Here is a 17,362-nt window from a genome sequence, read left to right as displayed (position 1 = left end):
TCAAGCTGGCTACTCACTCGTTCATCTCCTTACAAGCTTGATACAGACCACGCCACTGCTCTCCCCGCTTTTTCATTACATTATCCAGATACTCTTTCCAGACAATCCGATCTTTATCATCGTCTTTGACGATAGCACCTTGCAATCCTGCGGCTAAATCTTCATCGGTCAATTCACCGCTACCAAAGCTTGCTGCTAAAGCCATACTATTCGTTAATAATGAGATCGCTTCTGCGGTAGAAATAACCCCTGCTGGCGATTTTAATTTATCTTTGCGATCCAGTGTCATTCCACTGCGTAATTCGCGGAATATGGTCACGACTTTAAGCAATGCTTCATCTGCCGGTACAGCGGCTTGAAGATCGTAAGCAGAAGCAATTTCGCCTACACGTTTGCGTACGATATCGATCTCCGTCTCCAGACTAGATGGAGCAGGTAACACAATAATATTAAAACGTCGCTTGAGAGCGGCTGACATTTCATTGACTCCACGATCTCGTGTATTCGCTGTTGCAATAATCGAGAACCCTTTGCGAGCATTCATTTCTTTACCTAATTCGGGTACCGAGATTGTTTTTTCAGACAAAATCGATATCAATGCATCTTGCACTTCTGAAGCGCAACGCGATATTTCTTCAAATCGAGCTATACCACCTAGTTCCATCGCACGCATAATCGGACTTTGTACCAATGCTTCTGGTGTCGGGCCATTAGCAAGCAACATCGCGTAGTTCCATGAATAACGTACATGTTCTTCACTGGTTCCAGCCGTTCCTTGTACAACCAGATTAGAATGACCGTAGATAGCTGCCGCCAAATTTTCAGATAACCATGACTTGGCTGTTCCTGGTTCACCGATTAACAATAGCGCACGGTCAGTTACTAATGTAGCAATCGCCATTTCGACCAAGCGCCGATTACCGATATATTTAGGTGTGATTGTTACTTTGCCTGCTTTTCCACCTGTAATAAATGTCAGTACAGATTGCGGTGACATCTGCCAGCCTGCCGGAACTTTGCCACTATCATGTTGACGTAACGCTTCTAACTCGTGCGCATACAATAATTCTGCCGACTGTCTCATCGTATCTTGTAAAGATTCAGGTGTACTCATTATTTCATCCCTTTCAATGTGTGGACTACGAACTCTAATTGTTCTGCTGCATACCCTCTAAACTTGGGAATCGTTGCTTCTCGATTTTCTGGTAACAAAGCCTCTAATCGCTCTATATCTTCAACAGGAAATTCTAAAAAAGAATGAATAATATACGGTTCAAACATATATGAATTGGAATTACGACGATCGTCGATAGCCTGCCACATCAGTTGGCGTTTATCTTCTTTGGAGATACCCAGACGTTCTTCAAGAGCACGTAAAATCAATGTAGCTGTACGATTACGAAACTCTGGATTGTCCTGCAATTTTTGGCGTAAAAATTCTTCTACTCCTGCAACACCCGGGCGAGCCAGAGCGGCTACCAGTTCAACATCATCTTGCTTCATCGCAAATTCCAACCAACGCTTGTCCCATTTTTGTTCTACTTCAGCTAATGGCAAAATCTTTTGCGTATACACATGTTGTTCTTGATGCCCTAATGAGACACTTTCATATGCATTTTCGATTAACATCGGTCTCATCGTCGCTATCACTTTGCCAAGGCGTTTTTTGGCTTCTTTATTAATTTTGGCTTTCATTTGAGCTACCATACCGCCAATATAATGATCGTATACTTGTTTTGGAGACAACATCTGTAGCGATAAACGGAAAGCAGATGGAACAAAATCAGCATCTTTTTCAGACACTTCATATAATAATTCCAAGTCTTTGGAAGTGCCTACATGTTCGATATAACGAGCCGCATCCCATAATAGATTACGCCAATCTGTAATCTGATGAGAAGCACTAAGATTGTACAAATACGTATAATGTTGCAACATATCCTGATAACTTTGATGAACCGTTTCATTTTGACTATGCGTCCACATTTTACCGAATAATAGTAAGCGTTCTGCTATCTTTTCGATTGCTTTGCACTCTACAGATTCTTGATGTTCTGACTGAATAACTTGCTCTACATCGCTGGCAAAAACAGTCGCCAACTGTGCTTCCAAGTCTGTGGATACCTCTTGATAACGAACAGCCTCTACAACATATTCCAAATCTTTACCTGCTGATGCTGTCAAAAGACAGGCTATCGCTTCGCTAGAGTCACTGCCAGCAAGTGCATAATAAGCAGATGCACGCACTGTTTTCTTTTTCTCTTTGGTCCATGCTATACATTCCGGTACATACTGTTCATGCCCGGATAAAAAGCGAATCGCTGTTGCTCGAATATCATCCGATGCAGATCGAGATAGTTCGCCATACCAATCCAGTAGATCCAATTGGTGCTCTTGGGCAATAGTATGAATCGCTGTGAGCTTACGTACTTCTTTTTTGTCTCCTTGAGGATTGAAAATATCCCGCAAATACGGAAGAATCGCTAATCCATAAGAAGGAACTATCTTATAGGTCATCAGTTCTGCGATTTCTGAATACGCATCATACAATCCTTGTATAGCAAGTGGCATTAGTCGAATATCTTGAAATATTCCTTCTTTGAATGCATGATCAATCATTTCAAGACGTCCGCCACCTGTGGTAGACAACGCTTGTACGACAGGAGCTAACTTGCGATAAGAATAGGTTGTAGGTGAACTTAGACTTACATCTTGTGGATGATTCACTCCTAAAGGCTTCAGATCACCTTCAACCGTTACACTGCCTTGAGTATGAAGCACAGACGATAACAACAAAGTAAGATTCTGCAAACGTTCAGCACTACTAACATCATTATTCTGATCCATTATACTTTCGATCTGATCTCCAAGACGCTTAAAAATAGGTGCTTTCTCGCCTAACTGTTGAAATCGAGGTAACAATTTGCGTAAGCGTATATCTTCTACAGCTAATTCACTGCCTGCAATATAGAGTCGTCTCGTTTCTTGATACAATTCTTGTAATAAAGCTGTACTCATACGTATACCCTCCTAACAATCTATAGGTGCTTTTACACTTTTTGCTACATGGGATGATGAACTTTACAGTTGTTGAATCATATATTTCAGTGTTTCTACTGCCAATCAACAATAGCCGAATAGATTTCTCGATACAATTCCTCTAGTAGCGATGTACTCCATATAACTTTCTTCTAGCCATCTACTGGTTTATTAATATAACAAGCGCATAATTCCATTCCCATTAATAATAGAAAGTGGTTGAGCGATTAATTGACCTGTATCCATCTGATGTTCAAATACCAACAGCACCGTCACATTTTGCAACGTTTCTTGTGGTAAGTAAGGAAGTAATCCTGTACTGGTACCAATCGGTAGCGAAATATCGGTAAGTCCTATCGTTTGTCCTTCAGCATCTTGAATCACCAATCGTTGATCATCACTTTGATAAAATTGACTGACTTGAAGCAAAAGTGCTGGATACGGATCAGCCAGTGGATTTTTCAGTTGATTTTTGATCACTTTGATTCCTTCTGCAAATGAACGATAAGCTTGTGCATGAATAGACTGCACATCTTGCTCGGTCACCGCTCGGGTCGTTAGACTTTCCCAACGGACACGCGGATTAAGATCCCCTGGATACACATAAAGAGGCTTCGGACAAGCAATTTCAGTAAATGTATCTTCTTCCCGAATATGCTTGGCTGCTTTGTAAGGTCGATATTGCAACGTTCGGCGGATTTGTTGACTGCCTAATTCCAACCAGTACCCCAGATCAACAAATTCCATTCTTCCCGGATCATCATAGCTCGTAAATGCTAATTGAATTAATTCTGCGTTCTCTGTCATACGCTGATATTGTTCCAATTCGCTAAGTTGCCATGCATGCCCTAACCATTCTTCAATCGTAGACTCCGCATCCAAAGCCAACTCTGGGTCTTCCAGCTTCGACTGTAAATGAGCCCTGCCTTTACGAATCAACGCATGAATAAGCGTTAATTGTTCTACTGCATATGTATAGTTCGCTTCAGGATTGTTTTTCGGAGATAACAGTCCCGCCAGACGACGCAATTCGACTTGCGCACCGGTGAGGTAATAATTGCCCATTTGTTTGACGTGTTCTTGAATACGCTTAACGACTGTAGCATCGACTGTACTTAGACCGTTGCGGATCAATGATAAGGTGAACTTTTCTAAAATATCCAATCCCTCTAATTGAGTCTGGATTTTCTTTTTCAATGCATTTTTGTTGACTGTTTTCTTTTTTGGTGCCTTTTTCTGTGTAGGATCACTTTCTACAGCAGCAGCTTTTTCTTCCCGCTTTTCGATTTTGGCACGTTTATCTGCGATATCTTCCGGAATTGTAGCGGTTGTAAATGTCTGCCCTGAGACGTAAGCGTACATAAGCGCTAAAGCATGTTTGCATGGAAATTGGCGACTCGGACAACTACATCTGGAAGTTGGTTCTTTGTCTGTTTGTATAAAGTCTACAGAACATGCGTAATTGCTTTTGCCACTACCTGCGCACTCTCCAAACAGTAAAGTACCATCCTCTGTTTGATGAAGTTGTACCAATTTATTTTTTTGAATTAATCCTTTAGCATTTTTAATTGCCGCCGCATTAGGTGCAAGTGCGTCTACATATCCCTCTGTCAGTTCAATAGCCATATAAATCCTCCTTTAAATAGTAAAAATATAAGATGTATACGTCTCTATAATATATTCAGTATATCCTGTTATCAGAATTATATATCTCATTATAGAACATTTGTTCCTATTTTTAAAGAGGCATCATTGTATATCGTCAAATCAATAAATCTGATATTGTAAAAGGAGTTCTAACAATCGTTCCTTTGCTTCTTCCTCTGTATCATCATAACAAAGCGCTACTTCATAACCATAAGCATAATTAAAGCGAGCATACCCTTGAATAGAGCGCCAGAATAACAAACAACTGTATGGAGATTCAATCTTCAAATCTGCTGGCATCTGCGTATTAATCTGATCAGCAACCTGTGTTAATTGCTCTGCACTTGAACTGATCGAAAGCAAATTGTTACCTTCTTCAAACGGATGAAATGTCAGCGAACGATGTTGTTGAGATGGAGTCCATGACTCATAATAACGATGTGGTTGCATCTTCTGAAAAGAATCCCCGTAAGACATCGTCAACCATTGATCCATCATTTCGATCCATGAAGCTTGAGAATCATACTGGCGTACTTCGATCTCAGTAGAATGCCTCGGTAACCATAATAGATCACTCACTTGAGGATGAAGAGCTAGAAAGTCTCCATCAATCGTTGTTCCAATCACGATACATTCAGCCAGCTGTTCATTCGTAATCGGGCTATGTTCATCATGTTCCCACAACTGGTATTCTACAAATTCTTGTAACTGCTGAGCGTCTGGACGTTCTATATTCAATACTCCACAATACGTACCTACTCCATATTGCTGTACAAATTCACAATAAGCTTCTGGCAATTGTATATGATGATCTTGCTGAAAACGAAGTAATGTTGCGCGTTCTACAGGTTGTACATGTTCGTTCACCAAATACATACCAATACCTACTTTCTAATCATATTATATTTTTATTGTACAGATAAATAACAGAGGAATAAACATTGGCAGCTAACTCGGAGCGAAAGATTAGATAGACATAACGAATGATCTTTTTTCCTTATTCTTTTGAGATATAAAAAAAGTCCCTCTAATTATGCAGAGAGACTTCACAATATTCACTTATAAATTAGCATGTAACATATTCAAAATACTTCGCAATTCAGAGACAGGTACTTGTCCGGGAGCAGATGATTTTTGGATAGCACCGAATGTAATAGCTGATCCGAATAATTCTCCTGTTAAGCGGCTAATCATGCCTTTGCCTGCCATCGACATTGTAATCATCGGGCGATCAGCATGTTGTTCTTTCATTGTATTGGTTGCATCCAGTAAAGTGATCACATCGCTACTGCTTTGAGGCATAACAGCGATTTTGGTCATATCTGCACCCAATTGTTGGGCACGACATAGACGTGAGATGATCTCTTCTTTAGGTGGTGTCTGATGAAAATCATGGTTGGAAATAATCACAAATGTATCATGTTGATGGGCTGTTGCGATCAATTGTTCAATATCGGTTGCTTCATTAAACAGTTCTACATCTATCAGATCCACTTCACCTGTTGAAGCTACCGCCTGATTCAATGCTACATAATCACTACTGCTTAATTCATATTGCCCGCCTTCTTTGGCACTACGAAATGTAAAAATAAGCGGAGTCGATGGAAGAATATCGCGGATACGTTCCAGTGTATGAGTGACCATATCCAGTTGTTCTACTTGTTCAAAAAAATCAACACGCCATTCGACCATATCAATATCAGCTAATTTGAGGGCATGTGCTTCTTCTACTAATTGTTCAGTGGTACTTCCTGTTAAAGATACGCAAATCTTAGGCTTTCCTTCTCCGATTGTAAGGTGTTTGACTCGTACTGGTTTGAATGTATGAGAATTAGACATTTGATTTGAACTCCTTTGCCATACAAAATAAATGAAGATGTCTTGCGATACTGTATCATAATATCTACTATAGTATAGCCCAATTTGAAGTATGCTGACACCGCAGGCTATTGTAATGTATAAGCTTTTTATTAGAATTTATTGATTAGACGAGTATGAGTATCCGGATCACAAATAACAAATAATTTGGCTTCTGCTGGAATATGTTCAGTTAATTTACGATTAATCGTCATATCGTTGCGATCACTGATCAATGTAGCTCCTTGAGACAGCAGTGCTTGAAAAGCTTCACCATACGTATGCCAGCTTGCATCTGTTGGTATATGATAAATATCTTCGCCGTACTGACGATTGAGCAATTGAGCTAATACATCGTTATTGCCTTCATTAAGTGCAGAGCGAACAGCTAGTCTTGAAATCGCATCATGAGACAATACAAATTCATTAACATGTACATGATGGAAGTTTTTGATATGATTTTCTAACATAATTTCAACAGTAGTATGTACATGGGAAGCTAATCGTTCAATACTGGAAGCGACTAATAAAGATTTGCCATCGACTAAAGAAGCATCATCAATTCGGGAATCTGCAAAAATAATCGCCGCACGCGCAGTACTGATCTCGGCTTGTTGCAATGTCTCGTCTTTGGTTGGATCACCATTGACATAATGGACTTGTGGATGATCGTATGGATGCTTTTCCAATTGGTCGATAATCACGATATCTATTTCTGGATTGCTGGCAAATAATTCATCGATTGCATAGTGTGCTTTTTTGCTCCAATTGATAATAATGATATGATCTTGCCCTACATATTTCAATTTACCTGCTCCTCTTCTTCGGTTATATTCTCCCATCGAATCTACAATCTTACTAATAATTAAGCTTAGTAGACCAATACCGAAAATATACAAAAATACAGTGAATATTTTGCCACTTATACTTTTCATAAAATAATCGCCGTAACCCACAGTTGCCATTGTGGTCAATACCCAGTACAACGCATTAAACCAGTGAGTAAATGTATCCGGTTCGATCATATACGCTATCGTTGCTGACAATAACAAAAATAATAATGTAGTTGTCGCTAATACCGATTTGCGCATTCTTACCATTTTGCGAGAAAGACGAAGAATGATATGCATAATGCTCGGGTGTGCTCCTTTGTTAGAGTAATAGCGATTGGTGAAAAATAACTTGAATGTTAAATAATTCGACAACTGTTTGTCATTCGCCTTTTTTGCTAATCTATCCGTTATAATAAAATGAAATGAATGGAAAGATATTTTGCGTTGCAAAAATCACGTTTGATTGAATGAGGTCGCGCTTTTAATGCCAAGCGCTTAACAGAAAGGATTTAGAGAGGTTATGGATATTTCGCAGTGGTTGTCTTATTTGACGGAAGAAAATTTAAAAAGTTGGATGAGTGAATATCGTTCATTGGGTCCGCTTGCTAGTATGTTATTGCCTTTTCTCAAATCCTTTATCCCTCCATTACCTACGATTGTTATTCTGGGTGTAAATGCGGCTGTTTACGGGTTATGGATCGGTTTTCTATATTCGTGGATTGGTATTACAGCAGGGTCACTGACCGCATTCTGGTTGGTGCGTAAGTTATCAGAACATCGCTACCTGTCACGGCTTGTACATAATCCCAAAGTCGTTACTACAAGACATTGGATTCGAAATAATGGCTTTAATTATATTTTTTTACTGAGTCTTTTTCCTGTAGGTCCGTTTACATTGTTAAATGTGGCTGCTGGACTAAGCGGGATACGATTTCGTTCTTTTATGATAGCGATTATTTTTGGACGGGGGATTATGGTGTTCGCCGTATCATTTATCGGTGCCGATCTGTCTCGTTATCGTGAGAATCCGTGGAATCTGTTGTTGGTGTTGCTGTTTGTGATTATCTGTTTTATCTGTAGTCGTAGTATTGAAGCATGGTTCGGTCGTCGGGATGAGCTTTCTGAACAACAATAATATATTCCAGTGTAAAAAATAACATAAAGATCATAATAAGCGAGAATTTATAGGTATGATTGGGTAAATAAAGATATAGAATCAATTGAACGAAAGGAACGTGGCTATGGATATTGCACAATTCATGTCTTATCTCCAAGAAGGTGATATCAATCATCTGATGGATCAATATCGTGCTCTCGGTCCATGGTTTAGTATATTGCTCGCTTTTCTAATCTCTTTTATTCCTCTATTACCTATTATTGTTGTGATCGGGCTTAATGTGGCGGCGTTTGGATTATGGTGGAGTGTATTGTACTCTTGGATCGGTATAATGAGTGGGGCTATTCTGATGTTCTGGTTAGTGCGTAAGCTTTCCCATTACAAATATATCGATCGCTTTTCTCATAATAAAGCTGTCCAAAAAAGTATACGTTGGATGAAAAATAACGGATTTATGTATATTTTTATGTTTAGTTTGTTACCATTTGGTCCTTTTACATTGCTTCATGTGGCTGCTGGACTCAGTGGCATCAAATTCCGTTCTTTTGTAATTGCCGCAGGTCTGGGTCGGGGCATGATGATCTTTATCATTTCATTTATCGGAGCCGATTGGGCTAGCTATTTCCAGCAACCGTTGAAATTATTATTTGTAGCATTATTCGTTATTATCGGATTTATTTTTATCCGCAAAGTCGAAGCTTGGTTCGGTAAACGAGAAGAATCGGAAATACTAGATATCGAACCCGAACCTCAAGTGTGTAAATAATATGCAAAAGCGCTTGATCTCCACTTGTTTCCTGTGGATCAAGCGCTTTTTTTAGATCGATGTAGATCTATTTCAGGTAGGATCTTGTTCTGCACTGTATAGAATAGTGGCTTTTGATCTCTATCGTATTACCAAGCCGCAATTGTACCATCGGTACGCCACTCTGTTCCACCGATCAATACACCTGTCTCGGGATCACGCAAAATAATCTGTCCCCGTCCAAATCCACCAACACTATTAGCACGCACAATATGATGTCCTTTGCGAATCAGACTTTGAGCGAGATGTTCAGGGAAATTCGGTTCAATCTCGATCACTTTGCCTTCTACCCATTGCCAGCGTGGAGCGTCCAGTGCTGCTTGCGGATGAAGATGGAAATCGATCATATTCATTACCACCTGAACATGACCTTGAGGTTGCATAAATCCACCCATTACTCCAAAAGGACCAAGTGGCTGACCGTCTTTGGTCAAAAAGCCTGGAATAATCGTATGATATGTCTTTTTCCCCGGTTCTAAGCGATTATCATGCGTAGGATCAAGTGAAAAAGAATGTCCGCGATTTTGTAGTCCAATCCCTGTACCGGGAATTACGATTCCTGAGCCAAATCCCATATAGTTACTTTGAATATACGACACCATATTGCCTTCATGATCTGCGGTAGCTAGATACACCGTTCCACTGGATGTTGGCTTGCCTGCTTCAGGTTGTAATGCACGTTCGCCGATCAACGCTCGCCGTTCCTCTGCATAATGATCAGATAACAAATCTTCTAATTTGGTTGTCATTTTATCGTGTTGAGTGATGTATTTGAGTCCATCACTGAATGCTAACTTCATCGCTTCCATCTGCTTATGATGTGTATCTACTGTATCTCTGCCTGCAAATTCATAGCCATTCAACAGATTAAGAGCCATTAACGCAATCAATCCTTGACCGGATGGTGGAATCTCCCAGACTTCATAACCTTTGTAATGGACTCCGATCGGATCAACCCATTCAGGATAATATGCCTCTAGGTCTTCTTTACGCAAAAATCCGCCATACTGACGCGAATAATTATCGATCTGCTCTGCCAGTTCACCACGATAAAACGATTCTGCGCCTGTCTCAGCAATACTTCGTAATGTCTTCGCATGATCTGGTGAACGCCATATTTCACCAATACGTGGTGCTCTGCCTTTTGGAGCAAACGTTGTAAACCAGTGTTGATACTGCTCTTCTGTCAATATGTTAGCAAAACGTTCATACGCCAGATTCCAGTAATATCCTAACGTTGGGGATACCGGAAATCCTTGTTCTGCATAATCAATTGCGGGTTGAAGCACTTCGGTTAAAGGTAATTTGCCGAATTTTTGTGATAGTGCTTGCCATGCAGATGGCGCTCCTGGCACGGTTACTGGAATCCATCCGTGGGTTGGCATCTTGTCATGCCCTGCTTGCCGAATCGCTTCAATAGAGATACTTTGCGGTGCAGGCCCATTAGCATTTAGCCCATGTAGTTTGCCTTGCGTCCAGATGATTGCAAAAGCATCGCCTCCGATTCCGTTAGACGTTGGTTCAACAACAGTCAAGCAAGCGGCTGTCGCAATTGCCGCATCAATCGCATTGCCACCTTTTTTCAAAATATCTAATCCTGCTTGCGCTGCTAACGGTTGCGAAGTAGCGACCATGCCATTATTTGCATAGACCGGTTGTCGTTCTGAAAGATAAGGATGAGATAACGGATCAAAAGGAATCATAAGTACCTCCATAGGATGAATAGTCAATAAGTTATGTATTACTATAGTCTATTTGGATTCATAATTACATTAGATCATCACTTACTAAGTAGAGAGAATGATTATACTTACAATAAAATTAATAATTCCTACGATCATAAGCATAAGGATAGGCGAATACGATTGTTTGGGATTCGGATTCATGCGTGCATCAATACACATACAAAATAAATGGAGTGACAAAGAAAGTGATACCAACCCTAATATAAATGATCGCCCAGGAAATATAAAACCAATGATCGCACAAACTATAGTAGATACAGCAAATAACCATTTTAATATCTTGATCGTAGACACCTTACTATTCAATTCATTCCACATTCCTTTCTTCAAATGTATAGTCTATTCTAGATAATGACTTCCAAAATTACAAACTCTTTACTTTAATGTAGAAGATAATGGTCTGCCTATATATAGAAAAAACTCCAAGCATATGATCTACTTAGAGTTTTTCATTATAATCATTGAACCTATTTATTCTTTTCCAATATAAGATCAAGGCGAGTTATAATACGCAGTAAATGACACATTTGCTGTCAAAATAGGACCTGATTTGCCAGGTGTATATGGTTGTTGGAAGCTAAATGAATCGACCGTAATTAAGCGTGGAAGCTTTTGCAATTGATTCATCCATTCCCGAATCTCGGTATATCCGCCTTCCAGTTCAGCATTCATTCGAATCTGCCCTACATTTACGCCTAGATTCTCAGCTGTTATGTCACCGCTGTTATTGTTATCTACATTTACAAATTCAATATCTGTAATACGAGCATAACTGGTCTGATCGACTTGCTGTAATTGAATTAATAACTTCTCACTTGCTACTGTAGCAGGGATAGCCGCTTGAATCGCCTGTTGTGCATCGGTAGGCTGACTGCCTTTTAACTGAGCAATTTTGGTCTGGATCAGGTTGTATTCTTGTTGCATTTGATTAAGCTGAACATCATACTGTTCGGATTTCTGGGATAAAGGATAGAGTACCCACATGTAAAAAGCTAATAAAATCACAAATAATAAGATAATCCCTAATAAAATGACATTACGATATTTATTGAGCTGTTCCATTGGATACTCCTCCTTCCTCTGATGATCCAGCAGTAGATGATGGCGCATACGTATCGTTAGTTACACTTGGCTGTTGAAGATCGATAGTGTAGATCACTAGATACAAGGAAGCTTGTCCTTTGGTTGGTCGTACTGCTGAATCGACCGAGTTATCTTTGGTCGCTTTGTTGACTGAAGCCGCTTGAACAAAAGGCATACTCCGTAGCTTCACCAAATAATTAGCCGCATCGTTAAAGTTACGCATACTTGCTGTCACTAATAGATTTGAACTACGATTATAAGAAATATCGCGAATCATCCCACTTTTCGGTAATTGTTTGGTCAATGAATCCAATATACTAACCACATCTATACGATAATTCATCACAGCATCGACTACGGACTGATTAGCGGCACCTGATGATCCATTGCCGTTCCATTTAGACAATTCCAACTGTGCCATTGCATTGCGATCACTCCATTGTTGTATCGCACGTTCTTGTTCGGTAATCGTTCCATTTTGACTCATCATATAAAAAATAGATCCGCACATAGCAAGTATCCATAGGGCTATTAAACCTATAGTCGAATATGAAAATTGCTGTTTTTCTCTTTTTTCTTGAGGCAGTAAATTGATAGGTTTGGTATCTTCTCTACGAAGAGCGGCACCTACAGCTACCCGATAGCTATTCAAATCAGGATCAGTCTGAAATGCATGCTGCGTCGTTTCCAGTTCAACCGCTTCGACTTGAATATCGGATAACGATTGACTCAGTTCATGCGCCAGCAGTTCTCGTTCTTGTGGTAATCCAGTCACAAAAATCTCTTCGATCTTCACAGAGCCGTCATGGAGACTGTACTGATAAAAGTTCAACATACGCGAGATTTCAGGAATAATATCATCAATCTGTTGGCGGGATAATGAAGTGTTCAGATCATCCAGAACAGACATATCCTCTAACCCACGAGAAGACTCGATACTACGCATAAACACAGGTTGTCCACTGCGGAACATATAAATATCTAGCAAATGATCTGTAAGATGAATCAACATTGTATTGGAAAAAGAGCGTCCATGTTCGGTTACAATCGTTCTAGCTAATGCTGTAGCCGATAATTCTACAGCCGCTACTTTGATCCCAACATCGCCCAAAAGGCTAATATAGTCTTTAATTAACTGACTTGGCGCAGCAAATACAAGCAAGTGTGTATGTTCTTCATCAATCGATGTCACAATATAATCGTAGACTGGATTTTCGAAAGGTAAATGCAATCCAGTCTCGACTTCAAGTTCTACCAATTGACTGACTTGCTTACTATTGGTACTCGGAATACTCATCGCACGCACCAGAATACGAGAAGGCGGAATCGAAAGTGTTACTGATTCTCCTTTTAACCCTTCCTCGGTCACCCATTTGCGCAATAAATGATTCATACTTTCTGTATCTACGATCTGATTTTCAACAATAATACCTGAAGGGATCGGCAAAAACTTTTTCTTTTCCAATTCCCATTGTTTTTTCTTTTTTAACGATACATAGCGAATCTCTGTCTGTTCCAGCGATAAGCCAACATGAGGTAAATTTCGTTGAAACATAGGAACTACTCTCCTCCTAACCAATAAGCGAAAGATATGCATCAATGATCTGTGATCCGTATACAAAAGAAATCAATGTCCCGGCGGCTAAAAAAGGCCCGAATGGAATCGGTTGTTGCTTGTCTACTTTACCAAGTAGTCTTAATCCAATCCCGATCAGTGTGCCAAGTAAACACGCTATAAAAAGAGCAAGACACACATTAGCCAATCCGATAACCCATCCATACAAAGCAAAAAGCTTTACATCGCCCATCCCCATACCACCGCGACTGATAAAAGCAATCAGCAATAATATACCTCCGCCTGCTATCGCTCCACCTAGATGGGAACCTAGACTAATCGCATCTGGTAACCATGCAATAAGGATTAGAAAAATAGGGGCAAAAAACAGTAACACTTTATTCGGAATCTTCATCACTTGCAGATCAGACAATGTAATAATGACCGACAAGCTAACCAATAACCAACCGACCACTGTATCACTTGTCCAGCCAAAATGCAGAAATATCCATAAAAATAATAGGCCGGTTATCGCTTCACCAATAGGATATTGAATCGATATGCGTGTTCTACAATGCCGGCATCGCCCTCTCGTACCGATATAACTGAGCACAGGAATCATATCCAGTGCTGTTAAGCGATGCTGGCAATGCGAGCAACTGGACGGAGGATGGATAATCGACTGCCCTTCGGGTACACGCCAGGCGACCACATGAAAAAAGGAGCCTAATACCATGCCTAGTACAACAATATAGATATTAATCCATAACATGATGTCCATCGTGATTTGATCTACTTTCTTGTTCATGATTTCAAAAAGACCGGAAACATGGTTCCGATCTTTTGTAGGTTTTTGATAGATTTTATGATTTAATGCTTCATTTGATTAGTAGCTAAATCTTATTTAATTAGTTGCCGGAGTTGCGGGAGTCGCACTAAGCACTTGAGCTGCTGTATATGTTCCATTCGTTGATCCTTGTCCTACAGGTGCAAGCGTAACACTGGTAAGTTCACCCTTGTCTGTAAATATTACAGTAGCCGCTGTTAATTTTGCTTTTGAACTTGGTAAACTTGTATCAGCATTTAAATAACCGCCATCTACCATATTAGCCAATGTTACTGTTCTGTTCGCAGCAGTAGTGAAATCGCCGTTTTTCTCACCAATCACATATAGACGAGCTGCATTATATACTTGTGAAGCTGTCGCTAGATCACCATTTGCTTTGGATTTATTAATAACATTACCGATCATTGGAATCGCGATAACTGCGATAATAGCCATAATTACGATAACTGCTAGTAACTCGATCAATGTAAATCCTTTTTCCTCTTTACCCATACGTTTCATCACTTTGCTCATCATTTTGAATTCCTCCAGTTAATTAAATGTAGTGTTATTCCTTGATGCCATTTCTTACAAATTGTTATATAGACTAAACATCGGCAACATAATTGCAGCGACAATAATACCAACAATAGCGGATAAAAAAGTAATCAATAACGGCTCAAGCAATGACTTTAACCGATCTACCGTATTATCGACATCCATCTCATAAAAATCGGCTACTTTACCAAGCATCTGATCCAGAGCACCTGTTTCTTCCCCGATTGCGATCATTTGTGTGACCATTGGTGGAAATACCCACGCTTTTTTGAGCGGTTCAGACAATGGATTTCCTTTGCGCAACGAGTCCCCTGCTTGACGTAAATACCCTTCGATCACTTTGTTACCAGCTACTTCTTCTACAATCGAAAGGGCTTGTAGAATAGGTACAGAACTTGCATATAATGAAGAAAACGTACGGGCAAATTGAGCAATCGACCCTTTTTGATTCAACTTTCCGAAAATAGGCACTTTGAGCTTGGCATAATCAATCCAATACGCTCCTCGCTCCGAACGCTGAACAATAATATATGAAATAATGAGAAGCAGAAGTACCAGTACCCAGATATACCACTGCTTTTGCAAACTATTACTTAATGACAACACAATCACTGTAATCGCAGGTAGCTGTGCATTCATCGACGCAAACATATTGACAAACTGTGGAATAATAGCGGCTAGCAGATACACCGTTACCGCAACAGCAAGCAACCCTACTGTTACTGGATACGTTAATGCTGATTTGATCTTTTCTCGTGTACCATGACGCTTTTCAAAATAAACTGCTAAGCGATCTAATGTACCTTCCAGATCACCGGATTCTTCGCCAGCTCGTAACATGCTGATAAATAGTGCCGGAAATACTTTGCGATGTTCCTGCATCGCTTGTGATAAGGCAATGCCTCGTATCAGGCTAGCATATACATCTTGCAATGTTTTGCGTAACACTTTACTTTCGGTCTGTTCGGCTAGTATTCGAGTAGCATCCAGAATAGTTACACCTGCACGAATCAAGGTGGAGAACTGCCGACAGAAAATAATAAAATGAATCGTTTTGACCGGACTACCAATATAGATTTCTTTGGAAAACAGCGTCATACGCTGTTCATTAAGCGAGAATACCGTTAAGCCACGCTTACGTAATTCTTCCATCGCTGCTGTTTTGTCAGTAGCATTTAAAGTGCCTTTGAGCTGTTTACCACTATTGGTTCGTACCTGATATTCAAATTGAGCCATTATGCATTCACCTCGGAAAGATATGGCTTACCAACCGCTGGCAAAATTTGTCCACGTTGCAACAGTTCACGAATATTCATATCCAGTGTGTGCATGCCTAACATTCGCCCTGTCTGCATCAGACTTTTGATCTGATGTGTTTTTTCGGTTCGGATTAGATTGGCGATCGCAGGCGTCTGAATCAGAATCTCAGTCGCACATACTCGCCCTTGCCCATCAGCTAAAGGTAATAATCGTTGTGAAATGATCGCTGTTAACACAGAAGCTAACTGGATTCGTATCTGTCCTTGCTGGTGAGCAGGAAAGACATCAATAATCCGATCAACGGTCTGTGGTGCATCACTAGTATGCAAAGTTGCGAATACAAGATGCCCTGTTTCAGCCGCGGTTACAGCAGCAGAGATTGTATCCAAATCTCGCATTTCCCCTACCAGTAATACATCAGGATCTTGTCGTAAAGCTGCCCGAATTCCGTTGGCAAAACTTGCTGTATCATGACCCACTTCCCGTTGATTTACCAGTGAATATCCATGTTCATGCAAATACTCAATAGGATCTTCTAACGTGACGATATGCTTGCGCTGATGTGTATTGATATATCCAATCATTGCCGCCAGTGTAGAAGATTTACCACTACCTGTAGGGCCTGTGACTAATACTAATCCTTGCGGCTTTTCGGTTAATCCTTTGAGCATTGTAGGTAATCCTAGCGACTCTAGTGTAGGAATACGATCAGAGATTGCTCTTGCGGCAATACTGATATGACCTTTTTGCCGAAATACATTGATCCGATAACGTGATCCATTTTCTAGCATATAAGCAAAATCCAACTCGCCTGCTTGATGAAAAATAGCCCATTGATCGTCTCGTAATAACATTCGAGCCATTTCTTCTGTATCACTAGCAGTAAGAAGTGCTCCTTTGCCTGTATGCAACATACCGTGAACCCGCATAATAGGCGCTGATCCGGTCGATACATGCAGATCAGAAGCTTCTGCATCTCGCATGTTACCAAGTAATTCCTTGATATCCAGACCGATATGAGCCATTCATTTCTTCCC

The 17,362-nt window shown here is 40.2% G+C and carries 15 protein-coding genes; 2 read left to right on the top strand and 13 right to left on the bottom strand.

The genetic code is table 11. From position 1 onward, the window contains the following. Positions 1-13: 13 nt before the first annotated feature. From QE450_RS01030 to QE450_RS01005, 6 genes are all read right to left on the bottom strand, one after another. A complete protein-coding gene (locus tag QE450_RS01030; RefSeq protein ID WP_301261829.1) occupies positions 14-1,114 on the bottom strand; it encodes an AAA family ATPase in 1,101 nt (366 codons plus the stop codon). Beyond that, positions 1,114-3,018, bottom strand: a complete 1,905-nt coding sequence (locus QE450_RS01025) for a HEAT repeat domain-containing protein (protein WP_307296028.1) — start codon at positions 3,016-3,018, stop codon at positions 1,114-1,116. The genes QE450_RS01030 and QE450_RS01025 overlap by 1 nt, the downstream gene beginning before the upstream one ends. Positions 3,019-3,210: 192 nt before the next feature. Further along, complete coding sequence (locus QE450_RS01020) at positions 3,211-4,665, bottom strand: SWIM zinc finger family protein (protein ID WP_307296024.1); 1,455 nt, start codon at positions 4,663-4,665, stop codon at positions 3,211-3,213. Between the two features lie 141 nt (positions 4,666-4,806). Continuing rightward, the gene (locus QE450_RS01015; RefSeq protein ID WP_307296021.1) at positions 4,807-5,562 is read right to left on the bottom strand and encodes an SMI1/KNR4 family protein; all 756 of its coding nucleotides are present in this window, start codon (positions 5,560-5,562) and stop codon (positions 4,807-4,809) included. Between the two features lie 183 nt (positions 5,563-5,745). Continuing rightward, positions 5,746-6,525 (bottom strand): type I 3-dehydroquinate dehydratase, encoded by a 780-nt coding sequence (gene aroD / locus QE450_RS01010; RefSeq protein ID WP_273614999.1) that lies wholly within the window; start codon positions 6,523-6,525, stop codon positions 5,746-5,748. Between the two features lie 131 nt (positions 6,526-6,656). Continuing rightward, positions 6,657-7,673, bottom strand: coding sequence for an ion channel (locus QE450_RS01005; RefSeq protein WP_307296018.1), 1,017 nt, complete (start codon positions 7,671-7,673; stop codon positions 6,657-6,659). A 223-nt stretch (positions 7,674-7,896) separates the two neighbouring features. On the opposite strand from QE450_RS01005, the gene QE450_RS01000 reads away from it, so the two are divergent. Beyond that, the gene (locus QE450_RS01000; RefSeq protein ID WP_307296015.1) at positions 7,897-8,511 is read left to right on the top strand and encodes a TVP38/TMEM64 family protein; all 615 of its coding nucleotides are present in this window, start codon (positions 7,897-7,899) and stop codon (positions 8,509-8,511) included. Between the two features lie 106 nt (positions 8,512-8,617). Next, positions 8,618-9,259, top strand: a complete 642-nt coding sequence (locus tag QE450_RS00995) for a TVP38/TMEM64 family protein (protein WP_307296013.1) — start codon at positions 8,618-8,620, stop codon at positions 9,257-9,259. A gap of 128 nt (positions 9,260-9,387) precedes the next feature. Here the strand turns inward: QE450_RS00995 and QE450_RS00990 are convergent, their stop codons facing one another. The 7 genes from QE450_RS00990 to QE450_RS00960 form a co-directional block, all read right to left on the bottom strand. After that, positions 9,388-11,001 (bottom strand): gamma-glutamyltransferase family protein, encoded by a 1,614-nt coding sequence (locus QE450_RS00990; protein ID WP_307296010.1) that lies wholly within the window; start codon positions 10,999-11,001, stop codon positions 9,388-9,390. Positions 11,002-11,535: 534 nt separating this feature from the next. Further along, positions 11,536-12,105 carry a type II secretion system protein GspM gene (gene gspM / locus QE450_RS00985; RefSeq protein ID WP_274170871.1) on the bottom strand — a complete coding sequence of 190 codons (570 nt, stop codon included), beginning with the start codon at positions 12,103-12,105 and terminating at the stop codon, positions 11,536-11,538. Next, positions 12,089-13,681 (bottom strand): pilus assembly protein PilM, encoded by a 1,593-nt coding sequence (pilM, locus tag QE450_RS00980; RefSeq protein WP_307296007.1) that lies wholly within the window; start codon positions 13,679-13,681, stop codon positions 12,089-12,091. Before pilM ends, gspM begins: the two co-directional genes overlap by 17 nt. Before the next feature lie 16 nt (positions 13,682-13,697). Next, positions 13,698-14,462 carry a prepilin peptidase gene (locus QE450_RS00975; protein WP_307296005.1) on the bottom strand — a complete coding sequence of 255 codons (765 nt, stop codon included), beginning with the start codon at positions 14,460-14,462 and terminating at the stop codon, positions 13,698-13,700. A 123-nt stretch (positions 14,463-14,585) separates the two neighbouring features. Beyond that, positions 14,586-15,044: a prepilin-type N-terminal cleavage/methylation domain-containing protein gene (locus tag QE450_RS00970; RefSeq protein ID WP_273614991.1), complete on the bottom strand. Its 459-nt coding sequence runs from the start codon at positions 15,042-15,044 to the stop codon at positions 14,586-14,588. A gap of 51 nt (positions 15,045-15,095) precedes the next feature. Beyond that, entirely contained in the window at positions 15,096-16,301 is a 1,206-nt protein-coding gene (locus QE450_RS00965; RefSeq protein ID WP_307296001.1) for a type II secretion system F family protein, read from the bottom strand. Then, complete coding sequence (locus QE450_RS00960; protein WP_307295999.1) at positions 16,301-17,350, bottom strand: type IV pilus twitching motility protein PilT; 1,050 nt, start codon at positions 17,348-17,350, stop codon at positions 16,301-16,303. Before QE450_RS00960 ends, QE450_RS00965 begins: the two co-directional genes overlap by 1 nt. Between the last annotated feature and the right edge of the window lie 12 nt (positions 17,351-17,362).

This window comes from Paenibacillus sp. SORGH_AS_0306 (genome assembly GCF_030819345.1).
In the GTDB taxonomy this organism is placed as follows: Bacteria; Bacillota; Bacilli; order Paenibacillales; family Paenibacillaceae; genus Saccharibacillus; species Saccharibacillus kyungheensis.
This window is presented reverse-complemented; position numbering and strand designations above follow the sequence as displayed.